The organism is Clostridium sp. ATCC BAA-442 (genome assembly GCF_964239415.1).
In the GTDB taxonomy this organism is placed as follows: domain Bacteria; phylum Bacillota; class Clostridia; order Oscillospirales; family Oscillospiraceae; genus Flavonifractor; species Flavonifractor plautii.
Window position 1 is genome coordinate 19,680 of sequence record NZ_CAXSQB010000008.1, and the last position, 14,269, is coordinate 33,948.

Annotated in this window: 11 protein-coding genes, 1 pseudogene and 1 riboswitch; of the genes and pseudogenes, 2 read left to right on the forward strand and 10 right to left on the reverse strand. The window is 56.0% G+C overall.

The features are described from left to right. The first annotated feature begins 73 nt into the window (after positions 1-73). Positions 74-3,352 (forward strand): sialidase domain-containing protein, encoded by a 3,279-nt coding sequence (locus ACESY8_RS05275; RefSeq protein WP_204681412.1) that lies wholly within the window; start codon positions 74-76, stop codon positions 3,350-3,352. A 561-nt stretch (positions 3,353-3,913) separates the two neighbouring features. On the opposite strand, the gene ACESY8_RS05280 is transcribed toward ACESY8_RS05275, so the two are convergent. The 8 genes from ACESY8_RS05280 to ACESY8_RS05315 all read right to left on the reverse strand — a co-directional run bounded on the left by ACESY8_RS05280 (position 3,914) and on the right by ACESY8_RS05315 (position 10,884). Then, the gene (locus ACESY8_RS05280) at positions 3,914-4,777 is read right to left on the reverse strand and encodes a TIGR03943 family putative permease subunit (RefSeq protein ID WP_009257694.1); all 864 of its coding nucleotides are present in this window, start codon (positions 4,775-4,777) and stop codon (positions 3,914-3,916) included. Beyond that, on the reverse strand, positions 4,774-6,381 hold the full coding sequence (locus ACESY8_RS05285; RefSeq protein ID WP_009257695.1) for a permease: 1,608 nt from the start codon (positions 6,379-6,381) through the stop codon (positions 4,774-4,776). The genes ACESY8_RS05280 and ACESY8_RS05285 overlap by 4 nt, the downstream gene beginning before the upstream one ends. 6 nt (positions 6,382-6,387) lie before the next feature. Further along, a complete protein-coding gene (locus tag ACESY8_RS05290; protein WP_243121496.1) occupies positions 6,388-7,350 on the reverse strand; it encodes a CobW family GTP-binding protein in 963 nt (320 codons plus the stop codon). A 1-nt stretch (position 7,351) separates the two neighbouring features. Then, a complete protein-coding gene (locus ACESY8_RS05295; RefSeq protein ID WP_035300067.1) occupies positions 7,352-8,197 on the reverse strand; it encodes a metal ABC transporter permease in 846 nt (281 codons plus the stop codon). Next, positions 8,184-8,939: a metal ABC transporter ATP-binding protein gene (locus ACESY8_RS05300; RefSeq protein ID WP_243427574.1), complete on the reverse strand. Its 756-nt coding sequence runs from the start codon at positions 8,937-8,939 to the stop codon at positions 8,184-8,186. Before ACESY8_RS05300 ends, ACESY8_RS05295 begins: the two co-directional genes overlap by 14 nt. 13 nt (positions 8,940-8,952) lie before the next feature. Continuing rightward, a complete protein-coding gene (locus tag ACESY8_RS05305) occupies positions 8,953-9,963 on the reverse strand; it encodes a metal ABC transporter substrate-binding protein (protein WP_054338683.1) in 1,011 nt (336 codons plus the stop codon). Between the two features lie 109 nt (positions 9,964-10,072). Further along, positions 10,073-10,384 (reverse strand): hypothetical protein, encoded by a 312-nt coding sequence (locus ACESY8_RS05310; protein ID WP_024724574.1) that lies wholly within the window; start codon positions 10,382-10,384, stop codon positions 10,073-10,075. A gap of 23 nt (positions 10,385-10,407) precedes the next feature. Next, positions 10,408-10,884, reverse strand: coding sequence for a Fur family transcriptional regulator (locus tag ACESY8_RS05315; RefSeq protein WP_021631728.1), 477 nt, complete (start codon positions 10,882-10,884; stop codon positions 10,408-10,410). 516 nt (positions 10,885-11,400) lie between these two features. Here ACESY8_RS05315 and ACESY8_RS05320 point away from each other — a divergent pair. Then, positions 11,401-11,685 (forward strand): annotated as a pseudogene (locus ACESY8_RS05320) (ParA family protein); the annotation flags it as partial. A 132-nt stretch (positions 11,686-11,817) separates the two neighbouring features. Further along, a riboswitch (cobalamin riboswitch) is annotated at positions 11,818-12,011 on the forward strand. Between the two features lie 324 nt (positions 12,012-12,335). Here the strand turns inward: ACESY8_RS05320 and ACESY8_RS05325 are convergent. Then, positions 12,336-13,106 (reverse strand): ABC transporter ATP-binding protein, encoded by a 771-nt coding sequence (locus ACESY8_RS05325; RefSeq protein WP_204681410.1) that lies wholly within the window; start codon positions 13,104-13,106, stop codon positions 12,336-12,338. Beyond that, positions 13,106-14,194: a FecCD family ABC transporter permease gene (locus ACESY8_RS05330; protein WP_434307721.1), complete on the reverse strand. Its 1,089-nt coding sequence runs from the start codon at positions 14,192-14,194 to the stop codon at positions 13,106-13,108. Before ACESY8_RS05330 ends, ACESY8_RS05325 begins: the two co-directional genes overlap by 1 nt. Between the last annotated feature and the right edge of the window lie 75 nt (positions 14,195-14,269).

Here is a 14,269-nt window from a genome sequence, read left to right on the forward strand (position 1 = left end):
CCAATGGGCTGATAGGCGGCATCATTCATATTATCGACAGTTGCAGTGACTTAAACTTGAAAAGGAGATTGCCATGAAACAACATAAGAGACTGCCGCTAGCACTTTTTCTGGTGTTTGCACTTTGCATCCAGACTCTGTCGTTCACCAGCGCGGCTGCTGCCTTGGCTGACCCTGAGCCGGTGTTCTCGGCCAGCGATATGACGTTTTCCAGTGGCACGGATGCCGTCGCTCTCCCCCAGAGCGCTGTCACGCAACTCTCTGGGTTGTCGAGCGGCACAATCATCGTGGACTTCACCCCCACGGCGATGTCCACGGCCAACTGCCTGTTCAGCTTGAGCAACAGCAGCGTGACTGACGCCTACTTTAACCTTTACATTGACAACCGGGGCTTCCTGGGCCTGGAGGTCAGGAATCATGGGGAGACCCGCTATGTGAATCTCCAGGGTCCGGCAGAGGTCACGCGCAATACCCGGCATATCATGGCGCTCAGTGCGGACCCACAGGAAGGCTACAAGTTCTATTTTGATGGCGACATGGTTTTCCAAATGCCTGTGGCCCTTTATGAGCTATGGGAGTACGACTACCGGTTCATGTCCACAGTGAATTCCGCCGATGTGGGCTATATGGGTGCAACCTATCGGAACGGGTCATTCGGATATCCCTACTACGGCACCATCGACAGCGTGCGTGTCTATGATACGGCTCTGGCACAGGATGTTCTCGAGGCAGAAACCTACATAGAGAAGGACTCTGGAATCATCAGGCAGGAGAATGTGTTCTCTTTTGAGGATTGGAACACAGAGGGCATCCGAATCCCCTCCATTCTGCGGACCGACAAGGGGACGATCATTGCCACGGGCGATATCCGGTTCGGCGACGCCGCCGGAGCGAGCAACGATCCTCCCAACAACTGCGACATCGGCATCCGGGTCAGTAGCGATGACGGCGCAACCTGGAGCCAACCCAAAATGCTGCTCAATTTTCTTGACTACCCCAACGAACCCCAGGTCCCCATGAAAACGGACAGCGCATCTTACTGCGATTCGCTCCTCGTCAAAGGTCAAAACGGGCGGGTCTTCTTCTTCTGTGACGCGATGACCGGAAACGTCCGTGCGCCCTATGCAGCGGCCTCTACCGGCTATACTTCTGACGGCTATCTGATCCTAAAGGACTCGGCTGGCACCCAATATGAGCTGCACGAAGATGACGGGACGGTGTATCTAAATGGGGCGGCAACCGACTACACAGTCGGACCTGATTTCACCCTTTATAAAAATGGACAGGAAGCTGGAAACATTTTTTACACCAACTACGGAACCTACGACGCATCCGCAGTACCGCGCAAAACGGAACTGCGGGTCATCAATACGGTCTTCCTGATCATGTGCTACAGCGATGACGGCGGCTATACCTGGTCAGATCCCAAACTGATGAACTACGGCTTTAAGACCAGTGATATGAAGCACTTTGGCACAGCCCCCGGCATTGGGATCGTCATCCAGACCGGCAAATACCAAGGCCGCATCCTTGTGCCCCTTTACTATAACAGCAATTCTTTCAGCGGTATGAGCGGCGCAGTTCTTTACAGCGATGACAATGGGGCAACCTGGCACCTGGGTGAATCTCCAAACGACGCTAGAGCGGCTGCGGGCCTTTCAAAAATCGGTATGGGTGAAATTCAAATCGTAGAAATGCCACCGGAGGGTGATGATGTTTCTACCCAGCTAAAGATGTTCGTGCGCCAGTCAGGCGGCGTATTAATCGCTACCAGCTATGATGGTGGCCAGACCTGGGCGCCCGATATGCCGAGGGACCCGACGCTGGTGGCGCCCACACCCTATGGAGGCTGCCAGCAGTCTGTTATCAACTATAGTCATCCAATTGATGGAAAGCCCGCCGTTATCTTCGCCAATGCGGCAGCCAATAGCCGCTCCAACGGCACGATAAGAATCGGCCTGATCAATGAGAACGGGACCAATTCAGAGGGGCGAATCAACTACACGTTTGATTGGAAGTACAAAAAAGTAATTCGGTCGGGTGAATTTGGCTATTCCTGCTTGATGGAGCAGCCCAATGGGAATATTGTTTGCTTCTATGAGCAAGAGAGTCGGCCTGACAATATCCATTCCTTGGTCTTCGGTGAATACACACTCGACTACATCAAGGACATCAAACCTACGCCTGATACCCCTAATTTGGTATATTCCTCCTCAGAAAAGGTGTTGCCGCTGTCTGACGGCACCTACACCCCAATCGGGCCGGAACTGCCCAGTATTGCTGGCCTGCATGAGGGTACAATTTTGGTGCGCTTTACGCCCACAAGCACCGACAGCATCCACTCATTGATTGGGGTGAGCAATGGTCAGACGGGGAACCAGAACTCCTATTTCCACCTCTACTACTCCAACGCGAGGCTCGGATTTGAGATCCGCAGGCAGGAGGGAGGAGACTTTGAAAAAAACTCGGCTCCTGTGGCGATTGAAGCCGGAAAGGAGTATTGTGCCGCCTTTACGGCTGACCCGGACTACGGCTACCAACTCTTCCTCAACGGGGAGATGGTTCTGGACCTGCCGCTGTCAGAACTGACGGCCTCCTCTGGCTATGGCTTCATGGCTGACATTCCCGGTATTGACAGCGGATACCTTGGCATGACGCGCAGGCAGGCGCCCTCCGGGCAGCCAGCAGCCTTTGAATATCCGTTCACAGGAACCATTCATAATGTCCAAATATTTGACGGCGTGTTCTCTGCGGAACACATGAAACAGGTAACCTATGTGGCGTCCAGTGGTTCGAATGTCTACTCCAACAGCGGTGTAACGATTACACCATCCCAACCGGTCCAAATTGACGACGACAGTGTGACCGATATTGCCGCCATGCATTCGGGCGCCATTGTCGTGGAGTTTACCCCGCAGATCTCGTCGATACACTCCTTGATCGGTATCAGCAACTCTACGACAGCCAATTCTCATTTTCATCTTTATGTTGGTGGTGGGGTGCTGGGGTATGAGATCCGGCGGCAGAACGGCGGAGATTTTGTAAAGTCCTCTGCTGCCGTGGATATGACCTCTGGTGAGAAACACATCGCAGCCTTTACTGCCGATCCCGATACGGGGTACAAGCTCTTTTTCGACGGGGAACTGGTACAGGTGATTCCGCCCGCAGAACTACCCAGCACAGGATATGGCTTTATCTCCGATATTCCGGGTATCAATGCCGGTTATCTCGGGAAGACAGCTCGAAGCGGAAACCAGTATCCCTATAATGGCTCCATTGAAAATATTAAAGTATTTAACACTGATATCCCGGATGATACACTCACTGCCTGGACTTTAAGCGGTGGCTTCTAATTGATGAAGTCGCATTGCAAAACAGCTCCCCAATAATTTTAGACCATAGATTCCGAACGAGGAGTATCATACAACTTGAACCGTGATATGCACATCAATTTTATGGATTACAGGGGGAAGTACAGTGATGGAGCTGGCCATGGCGTACCACGAGTGCCGTCCGGTAATCACGGGAGAGAATGATGGTGAAAACCTGTCAATGATTGACTGACAGACAAGTTAATTATCGTCAAACTCACATGTTCCAGCGGCGTTTGCTTCAAGTGTGGCTGCACGAAAGGGTGATTGGGCCGACAAACGCGTGGATGTAGGAAAATAGAACAGAGTGCAGGTCAAGAATTGGCCTGCACTCTGTTTTATATTGTATATTAGATTCATTTTGCGCAAGATTTGTGGCGAAGCCATCCAACGCATGAAGTCATTCTCGGTGCCTTCATGGCAAACCAGTGCGTGATGAGAGGCGGAATGTTTCCCACCTGAACTGAAAGTGAGTGGTAATGACAATGAAAACTGGAAATCCACCTGCCGAAACCAGTAACCTCCGTCCCAATCGGTTAAAGATCAGCTGTATGGGAAGATGTATCCCTCAATCGGCTTAGCCGGAACAACAGATGTCACCCTGAGCCGCGGTTCCTCCTGCCCCTTATACTGCTCCCCGTATAGAATACCGGTCACCGTGACCCAGGAATCGCTCTCCAGTTCTGACACGTTGCCGTAGGTGCAGAACAGGCCGCAGGGGGACAGGTCCGCCACGCAGCAGGCCATGACCAGCCGTGCGGGAACAAACTCGTTGTCCGCCATAACCGGCGTGTTTTTGTAGACCTGGCCGGTCATCGTTACCTGAAAGCCCTCAAGCTGCTCTATGTCCGTATAAAATACGCACAGCCAGTCGTAGAACTCCTCATTGCTGACTGTGATGGTTTGCTGCCTGGAGTTATATCCGTGGAGCTCAAGGGGGGCGCCATAGGCATCCAGGGTCGTATAGCCGTCTGCGGATGCCTCTGCCTGGGCGGGCCCCTCCGCCTCAGTATCCTCCTGATTGGACGGTATGGGGCTTCCGGTGGCCGGTATGCCGCCGCCCCCGCCTGCGGCGCCGCTGACCATGCTTCCATTCAGCAGTCCGGCAGAATCGGAGATATCTCTGAGGCCCACGGTATCGTGTGGCAGCAGCAACAGCAGAAGCGGGATCGCCAGCACAAAGCAGTGGGCGATGTGTTTTCGGTATTGAATACGAAACACGCGTCCTAGGGAAGAAAGGGCCCACACCACCATCACCGCCGCACTGAAGCAGAGATAGGGCGCCAGCTTTGGCGTCACATAGGAGAGGTACCGCCCTGAACGCACCAGATACAGCATAGCCCCCGCAAAGGCCAGGTAGCAGCTGATCTCAGCCAGGGCCTGGCTGTTCCAGCAGTTCTTTGTCATAGCAGGCTCCTTTCCAGCCCGGTGGAAAATGACAGGAAAACGACCATTCCGCAGATACAAAAGGAGGTCAGGCACAGGCGCAGGACGAACTTACGCGAAAAGCCGCCGGAGAGCAGGATCAGATTCTTGATATCCATCATAGGGCCAAATACCATAAATCCCATCAGGGCCCCCATGGGGAACTGTCCGGCAAAGCTCCTGGCAACCACCGCGTCGGCGGAGGAGCAAAGAGAGAGAAAAAATGCCATTCCCATCAGCACCAGGAGAGGAAGGAACAGCCCATCCCCGCCGTTCCCCCACGGAAATGACCTGTCCAGGGTCTGGAACAGGGCGGATACCAGGGCGCCCAGCACAAGGTACTTCCCAACACTGAAAAACTCCGTTTGCGTATGGCGGAGATAGAGGGAGAGCTTTCCGCCCTCTGCTGCCTGACCCACAGAACAGCCGCAGGCGCAGGAAAACCAGCCGGAGCCGGACGGGCTCAAGCCGTTCTTTCCTGCTCTGGAAAAGGTAAGTCCGATCAGCACCGCACACAGCAAGCCGAGCCCCACCCGGCACAGGACGATTCTGACATCCCCGCTGAAAGCATACCAGGTGCTGAGAATGACCACCGGATTGATGACCGGCGCGGCCATCAGAAAGGTAACGGCGGCAGCAGGGGGGACGCCCTTCCGAACCAGGCTTCGGAACACCGGAACTGAGGCGCAGTCGCACACGGGCAGACAAAAGCCGGCCAAGGCTGCGAACAAAAGGCCTCCCGCCAGATGCTTTGGGAAGTGCTCGTGGAGCCACTGTTGTGAAACGAATATCTGGATGGCAGAGGACAGAAGCACGCCGATCAGAAGAAACGGGAACGCCTGCAACAGAATACCGAGAAATACATTGACCACGGCATCAGCCAAGTTCCCCCCGGCACCTATCACCATGCGCAGGGTCAGATATGCCGCTGTGAAATAGGCAATCCCCAGCAAAAACCAAAAGGCTGGCTGCCGCCCCGGACGCAGCATGGCCCGCTCCACCGTACCGACCGAGTTCAGCGGCAGTACCTTGACGCCGGGATTCAGTTCCCGCAGCATCCGTTTCCGGTTCTTAAACTGCGATACAGGTCCCCAATTCCGTAGGACGATGACATCACTGGCGGATATCTGTTCCAGCGCCATTCCTCCGGTCTGCTGGAGCAGGGCATCCAGTTTGGTGGAATCGGCCAGGTACAGCATGCGCTGAAGTTGGCAGAAGTCCCCTGGTGTACCCCCGTCCTGTTTCTTTGCCGGGGGAAACAGTGTCTGAAGGACAGAGATCGGCAGCGTCCCGTTCCACTCTATCCACAGTTCTTCCGGATCATTGCGAAGCAGATAATCGTAGATCTGTTTGGAGACCTGCTGCATCCCCGCGCCGCTTTGCAGCTTCCGAACAGGAAAGTGGAGGAGATCCAAATTCCCTCTGTCGATTAAATCCTGTTCCAGTGCCTGCTCTCCCTGTTCAAACTGGATGCAGCAGAGCGAGTGTCCGCTCTCCAGGCGGCGGGAGAGGAGCTGATTCAACAGTGAAGTTTTTCCGCTGTCGAGAAAGCCGGTGACCACATAGACCGGAGTATATTCCGGCATCCTCAATCAGCACACCCCCTCAAAAACCGCCGTGATCTGCGCCCGGTTCAGGTCGTGCCCGATCACACACAGCTCGTGCTCCTGGAGGTTTGTCTTTTCAAAACGATGCTCCCCCGGCAGAAACTGCACATTGAGAAACCCCGTCTCCGTCTCCACAATGCCTTTTGCCCGCAGGACCTGTCCGCAGCACTCCGATCCCAGGAGCCGGAGGCAGCGCCCCAGGCCTTCCGGTGAAAACACTTGGGGCAGATGGAGCGTCATGGTATCAAAGGTGTCATCCGCGCCGCCCCTGGCATGGGGGTGACAGCAGCAGGCATGGCCGTGGTGGTGGTGATGATGCCCACAGGAACAGGTGTGCTCCTCATGGGGCTGCGCATCCGTCGGCTCCGTTTCTTTGGGGAGGCTCAGAATTTCCGCAGCGGTCAAGAGCTTCCATGGCTCTGCCAGAACCTGAGCGGATGGGTTCAACTGCTCCACCAACTCCACAGCCTTCGTAACAGCCTCGGGAAACAGCTCGGTCCGGTTGAGCAGGATGGTGCCAGCGCTTCTCACCTGGTCCTCAAAAAACGCCCCGAAATTCTCCAGGTAGCTGGCGCACCGCTTTACGTCCACTACCGTAATTTTTTGTGTAATGCGGGCAGAGGTTGCGAAACGCCGGTCCCGGCAGGCCCGTTCCACATCAGAGAGTTTGCCGACTCCGGAAGGTTCGATCAGCACCACATCGGGGCGATAGGTTTTCAGCAGCGAGGCCAACGCCGCCGTAAAATCCCCTGTGAGGGAGCAGCAGATACACCCGGCGTTCAGCGCCAGGACCTGATAACCGCCCTCCCGCAGAAGCGCGGCATCCACGCTGAAGTCTCCAAAGTCGTTCTCGATCAGGGCGACTTTTTTGCTTTTAAATGCTTCCGTCAACAGCTTTTGGATCAGGGTGGTCTTGCCCGCTCCCAAAAAGCCGGAAATCAAATACATATCAGTCATCATGTTCTCCTTTGAGCTCCTTGCGCCCCGCCCGGCCCAGCCGGGCAAACAATGGTTTTAGAATCAAAAGCAGCAGCAAACAGGCCACTCCCAGCAGGACGATGGTGCCGCCGGGCTTCAGCCCTACGTAATAGGACAGGAACAGACCCCCCACGGTGAAACCCTCCGCAAAGGCGATGGACCAGAGTACCGTCTGCTTATAACTCCGGCCCAGCTGCATCCCGCAGGCCACCGGTACCACCATCATGGAAGAGACAATCAGGGCCCCTACCGTCCGGGCGGCAATTGACACTGTGACAGCGATCAGCACGGTGAACACACTGTTTATGATGCCTACGGGGATTCCAGACATCCGGGCGGCGCGTTCATCCAGCGCCAGATAAAACAGTTCTTTGTACAGGAACAAAAAGGCCAGTACAATGATTCCGCTGACAACAGCCACCGTATAGAGTTCCCCGTCGCTGATGGCCACAATGCTGCCGAAAAGAAAGCTGTTGAAGCTGGCCGCGCTGCGCACAAAACCGGATAAGACACCGGCCAGTCCCACCCCGGCGGACAGGATGATGGCAATGGACATCTCGGCGTACCGGGGCAGTTTCTTCCGAATGGCCTCAATCCCGAAGGCCGCGGCTACACAGGCTGCCGTGGCCCCCAGCACCGGATTGATATTGAAAAGCAACCCGGCCGCCACACCGGCCAGAGAGGTGTGGGACAAAGCGTCCCCAATCATGGATAACCGCTTGAGCACAATGACGATCCCGACACAGGGGATGATCAGTGCCAGAAGGATGCCCACCAAAAAGGCCCGCTGCATGAAGGGATATTCAAAGATGGACACTGCGTTCCCCCCGTCTCTCCCGCGTCATATCTGAATGGCGGTGAAGCCCCGCCCGCTCCCGGCGCACCTGTCCGGGTGTTAGTTCCGCCAGGGTGCCTTCTTCCAGGCAGTACAAGGTGGAAACATAGCTGCAGATCCGATCCACATCGTGGCCCACCATCAGGATGGTGAGCCCATGGTCCCGGTTCAGCCCGGCCAGCAGGCGGTAAAAGTTCTCCCCGCTTTGCAGGTCCATGCCGGAGGTGGGCTCGTCCAGCAGCATGACCTCCGGGCGGGAGATCAGAGCCCTGGCCAGCAACACCCGCTGGCGCTGCCCGCCGGACAGGGCTCCAATCAGCCGGCGCCCATAGCCGGCCATTCCCACCAATTCCAGGGCCTGCCGCACCCGCTCCCGGTGCTCCTGCCTCGGGAAGCGGAACAGGCCGATCTCCCCGGACAGGTTGGCCAGAACGACCTCCTCCACGGAGGCGGGAAAATCTGTATGGCGGGCCAGCCCGTCCTGGGGCACATAACCCAGCCTTCTCCAATTTCGAAACCGGGCCGTATCCTGGCCCAGCAGCCGCACGGCGCCGCTGCTGGGGGAGAGCTCCCCCAGCAGCAGTTTTAACAGCGTGCTTTTCCCTGCGCCGTTTGGGCCAATCAGGGCGGCAAATCCGCCCTGGGGCAGCCAAAAGGAGGCGCAGGAGAGTACCGGCACCTCTCCGTAGGAAAAGGAGAGCCGGTCTGCTTCCAATGCCATCATGGGACCGCTCCTTCTACGACAGAGCGTCCTTCAAAGAGGCCAGGCTTTGCTCCATAACCGAGAAGTAGTCCTCTCCCGCGGTCAACTGCTCGTCGGTCAGTCCCTCCAGGGGGCTGAGTGTTTCCACGCGGGCCCCGGTGGCGTCCGCGATGGCCTGGGCCACCTTGGGGCTGACCAACTCCTCAGAGAAGATCACCTTCACCTGGTGCTCCGTCACAAAGTCCTGGATCTGCGCCATCCGGGCGGGGTCCGGCTCAGAGTCAGGCGAAATTCCCTCGATCCCCACCTGGTTGAGCCCGTAGGCATCGCACAAATAGCCGAAGGCTTCGTGGGACACCACGATGTCCTGAATCGCCAGATTGCTCAGTCCGTCTTTGAACGCCTGGTCCAGTTGGTCACACCGGGCGCTCCACGCAGCATAGTTGGCCTCGTAATACTCCGCATTCGCTGGGTCCGCTTCCGCCATGGCGTTCTTGATGTTCTCCATCTCCCGCTTGGCATTCAGCGGAGAGAGCCAGACGTGGGGATCATAGCCGCCCCCCTCTTCATGCTCGTGCTCATCCTCATGTTCGTGCTCCGCTTCTTCCTCGTCCTCGTGATGATGGTGGTGCCCCTCCAGCAGCGCAATGCCATAGGATGCCTCCACCGTCACCAGGCTCTGGTTATCCAGAGAGGCCAGCACGTCCTCCACCCAGTGCTCCATACCGGCGCCGCTGTATACAAACACATCCGCCTGCTCCAAAGCCACGATGTCAGAGGGGGATGGCTCCCAGTCATGGGGCTCGGTGCCGGCAGGGACCATGTTGGTCACCGTGACCTTATCCCCACCGATTTTCTGAGCAAAGTCATACATGGGGTAGAAGCTTGCCATAACCCTCAGAGATCCCTCCGATGCGGCAGATGGAGGCTCTGCGGGTGTTTCCGCACCGGCCATGGGGGTCTGTGGCTTCCCGCAGGCGGCCAGCAGAGAAAGCGACAGGGCGGTGGACAAGCAAAATACAAGGAACTCTTTTAATTTTTTCATGCTATAGTAACCTCCAAATCAGCGTATTTTCCGGTTTTTGGGCGCAAAAAAGCAAGGCAAAAGCGCCCATTTAAAAATGGGCAGACTTTCCCCTTGCTTGGAGGTCGCTTTAATTGTTCAGACGAATTTTCAGTGCAGTCAAGGTACAGGAACGCCGGTCCGACAGGGACACAGGCAGCAAAGCGCAGAGCAGCAGGAGCATCGCGCCCAGTCCATAATGGGCAGAGGGCCCCAGCCCCTCTGAGATATGCCGCAGGGCGGACAGGCAGGAATGAATCTCATGGCAGACGGCGCAGTCGGTGCCGGTGCAGTCGTGGTCGGCATGACTGACCACGAACAGGGCGGACAGAGAGAACACGGCAATTAGGCACAGCGCCAAAAGCAAGGCCGCCGCCCTGCTTTTTTGAATATCCGCTTTCATCTCTGCCGCCTCCTCTCTGATTATCACTTTCCACAGTCGCAGCAATGTCCATATAAAACGGTATGCCGGGTATCTACTTCAAATTGGTGGTCGCTCTGAATATGCCGGGTCAGTTCCTCTAGATGGGAGCACTCCAGGGGAAATGCCCGTCCGCAGTCCAGGCAGACCATCCGCCCGCTGGAGGGGAGGGCTGCTTCCCCCATATAGCGGTAGAGTGCCCGGTTGCCATCCCCAGAGGGAATTTTGAGAATCGTGCCCGCCTCCACCAAGCGGTCCAACGCACGGTAGACAGTGGCTCGGCCAACTTTTTCCTCCACCCCCAACAATCCGCGCCAGACCGACTCTGCGGTAAATGCGGTATCCTTTTTCAAGGCCAGGTATTCGAGTATAAGAGTTTGCTGTTTGGTGTGGTATCGGCCCACAGAGCTACGCCCTCTCTCTTTTAAATTGAGAATGTTTTTCATATTATAAAACGAGTTAATAAAAAATGTCAACATCATTTTTAGGGGATATGTTTGTTTTATATTGCTCTAAATACAAAATATAGCCTAATATATAACATATAAAATTGCGTAAAAACCAAAGAGTTGGATAAAAAGCCTTTCTGAGCGAAATGCTTCAAAGAAGTAAAATTGAGACCAATACAATATGGTGTGGCCTACAATCGTCCCCGGTACCTGTGTAATTAAGAAGCCGTCTGCTCTGAATCCAGGGCAGACGGCTTCTCAATTACAGACTGAAAAGTATCCTTTTCATTGGATTGGTTACTGCTCCAAGCCGTAGAAAAGGTATCATGTTACATTATAATTCAATTTTATTGAAAGAGCAAGCCAGACCATCTGCTTGCTACTGGTGAATTCCTTCTATAATTTCTTGCAAGCCGAGGGTTTTAAACGATTGAACCAAAAGAAGACGAACTTGGGAAACTATTAAGGAGACGCAAATATGAGGGGACATAGAATCATTGCCGTCGCTAATCGGAAAGGCGGTGTTGGAAAACAGCCGCCTGTTAAAATCTGGCCTATGCCCTCACAGAAAGAGGGGCACATGTTTTTGCGGTCGATCTTGATCCGCAAATGAACCTGACCACATCCTATGTTGTCAATGGAGACGACCTTCCTGTCAATAATATCAATGACCTTCTGCCTGTCCATGACGATTCCATCCACAGCGATGGGCCAGGCATCCCTGTTGGGAGTAAGGTACTGGCTCAGCAGAGAAAGGTTCTGTTGACCGAAATGGGGACCGAAGGCTTTCTGCGAATTATCCTTACGCCGCTCAAACCGCTGTACGATTATATCATCATCGACACGAACTGGGCGACCAGTCCGCTGATGATCAATGCTCGTACCGCTGTGGACGGTGACGGCGCGCATCTCTTTTGCTTCCGCTTGACATTCTGCATACACCCTGATATAATCAAAATAACAAGTGAATATAGTTGGTACACAGGTGCCTATCCGATTGTGATGGGTGAAAAGGGAAGCCGGGTGAGAATCCCGCACAAAGCCGTTGCTGTGTTGGCGGAGTGCCTCTCTGCTATGTCACTGGGATGTTTGTTCCGGGAAGACGGAGAGGTGCGTTTGAACGTCTGAGTCAGAAGACCTGCCTGTGTATAACGCACAAAAAAGCCTCCCCGGACCTGGGAGGGTGCAGTTTCAACCACAGTAGGAACCTGTGGAATTTGTTGCTGTATCCTTCAGGATACAGTTTTTTTGTTGCCGAATTCACTTGTCCCTCCTATTTCGTGCTGCTCCGCACGAGACACGGGCCCCTTCTGCAGGTCCTGCGTCATTTTGGAGCAACCGGCTGGAAGAAAAGGGCGCATAATATCGTGGGTAATATTATGTGTTCTTCCAGCCGGAACAAGAGAAGCACATGGCCTGAACCCGATGCAGGGGTGGGCCATGTGCTTTTTTGAAGCTCGGGACCGTTTGAAAGCAAATATTGTTTAAAACCGGTGAGCTGGGTGGTACAGGATGTGAAGCTGTCCGCTCTCATCGGAAAAAACCTTGGCCTCCACCTCGTATACACGCCGGATAAAGTCCTCGGTGAGAACCTCCTGGGGCCTGCCGCAGCCCACGATTTCCCCGCCTTTGACCGCATAGAGACGGTCGCAGTACATGGCGGCAATATTCAGGTCGTGGATGGCCGAGATCACGGTCCGGTCCAGGGATTTGACAATGTCCATCAGTTCCAGCTGGTACTTGATATCCAGATGATTGGTGGGCTCGTCCAGGATCAGACAGGGGGTCTGCTGGGCCAGGGCGCGGGCCAGAATGACCCGCTGCTGCTCACCACCGGAGAGGGTGGAAAAGGACCGCCTGGCGAAGCCGGACATGCCCACCAGCTCCAGCGCCTCGGCCACCAGCCGGAAATCGTCGGCGTTGTCCCGGTCCAGGGCCCGCTTGTGGGGGGCACGGCCCATCATGACCACATCCTGGACGGAAAACTCAAAGTTATAATAATTGTGTTGAGCTACCACGGCAATGCGCCGGGCGGACTCCCGATAGCTGTACTGGTCCAGATCCCTTCCATCCAGCAGCACCGCGCCGCCGGTGGGCTTCAACACCCGGTAGATGCATTTGAGCAGAGTACTCTTTCCGCTGCCGTTGGGGCCGATGATCCCCACCAGCTCCCGCTGGCCCACTTGGATGTCCACGCCCTTTAAAATGGCGCTTCCCCCCAGAACGGCCTGCACACCCTCGGTGCGGATGTCCATCAGTCGCCACCTCCAAAGCCGTATTTCTTCCGGGCCATCAGGTAGATGAAAACCGGCGCGCCAACTAGGGCGGTCAGCACCCCAATGGGGATCTCCTTGCTCGGGAGCACCACCCGGCAGAGTACATCGGACCACAGAAGGAAGATTGCCCCCAGCAGGGCGCTGATGGGAATCAGCTTTTTGTGGTCTGTTCCAAAGAGAATGCGTACCACATGGGGAATAACCAGCCCCACAAAGCCAATGATGCCCGCCGTATAGACCGCAAAGCCCACCAGCAGGGACGCCGCCAGGAGATAGACAATCCGCCGGTGATGAAGATCGGTTCCCAGGGTGACGGCGGCCTCGTCCCCCAGCAGCATCAGGTTCAAGGTGCGGTACTGGGTCCAGAAAAAGAGCGCCCCGAGCACCGCCACCGCCAGCATCCAGAGATTGGTATCCCAGCTTGCGGCGGCCAGGCTGCCCATGGTCCAGCGGACCACCGCCTCCAGCGCGCCACTGCTGGTATTGATGACGTACAGGAAAAAGTTTGAGACAGCGGCACAGATGGCGGAGAGGGCCGTGCCGGCCAGAATCAGCTTTACCGAGGTGGCCCTGCCTCCGATGTTGGCCAGGGCGATCACCCCCATGGAGACCAGGAACGCCCCGGCGAAGGCCACCAGGCCCACATAGCCGCTGCCCAGGAAGGAGCCCACCCCCACCAGGATCGCCAGGGTGGCGCCCAGGGAGGCGCCGGAGGAGACGCCCAGGACATAGGGATCCGCCAGCGGGTTTTTGACAATGGCCTGCATGACCACGCCGGCGAGGGCCAGGGCCATCCCCACGCCGATGGCCAGTACCAGACGGGGCAACCGGACAAACCACACGATGTCGCTCATACTGCCGGAGCCGTACACCTCTGAGTCCCCTACCGGGAAATGGAGGGCCTCGGTTACTTTATAGAGAATGACCCGGTATACATCCCCCATTTTGAGATCCACCGAGCCGAAAGTGACCGCCCACAGCAGGGAAAGGAGCAGACCGGCCAGCAGAACCAGAATGGCAAGCCAGTATGCCGGCCTGCCATGGAACACACCATTTTTCAAATCCATGGATACACCGCCTCAATCAGCGGGGGGGGGGGGGGGGGGGGGGGGGGGGGGGGGGGGGGGGGGGGGGGGGGGGGG

What these genes read in the sequence shown, in the direction of transcription:
- ACESY8_RS05275 (WP_204681412.1), top strand. Translation starts at nt 74, where the DNA reads ATGAAACAACATAAGAGACTGCCGCTAGCACTTTTTCTGGTGTTTGCA.
- ACESY8_RS05280 (WP_009257694.1), bottom strand. Translation starts at nt 4,777, where the DNA reads ATGACAAAGAACTGCTGGAACAGCCAGGCCCTGGCTGAGATCAGCTGC.
- ACESY8_RS05285 (WP_009257695.1), bottom strand. Translation starts at nt 6,381, where the DNA reads ATGCCGGAATATACTCCGGTCTATGTGGTCACCGGCTTTCTCGACAGC.
- ACESY8_RS05290 (WP_243121496.1), bottom strand. Translation starts at nt 7,350, where the DNA reads ATGTATTTGATTTCCGGCTTTTTGGGAGCGGGCAAGACCACCCTGATC.
- ACESY8_RS05300 (WP_243427574.1), bottom strand. Translation starts at nt 8,939, where the DNA reads ATGATGGCATTGGAAGCAGACCGGCTCTCCTTTTCCTACGGAGAGGTG.
- ACESY8_RS05305 (WP_054338683.1), bottom strand. Translation starts at nt 9,963, where the DNA reads ATGAAAAAATTAAAAGAGTTCCTTGTATTTTGCTTGTCCACCGCCCTG.
- ACESY8_RS05310 (WP_024724574.1), bottom strand. Translation starts at nt 10,384, where the DNA reads ATGAAAGCGGATATTCAAAAAAGCAGGGCGGCGGCCTTGCTTTTGGCG.
- ACESY8_RS05315 (WP_021631728.1), bottom strand. Translation starts at nt 10,884, where the DNA reads ATGATGTTGACATTTTTTATTAACTCGTTTTATAATATGAAAAACATT.
- ACESY8_RS05325 (WP_204681410.1), bottom strand. Translation starts at nt 13,106, where the DNA reads ATGGACATCCGCACCGAGGGTGTGCAGGCCGTTCTGGGGGGAAGCGCC.
- ACESY8_RS05330 (WP_434307721.1), bottom strand. Translation starts at nt 14,194, where the DNA reads ATGGATTTGAAAAATGGTGTGTTCCATGGCAGGCCGGCATACTGGCTT.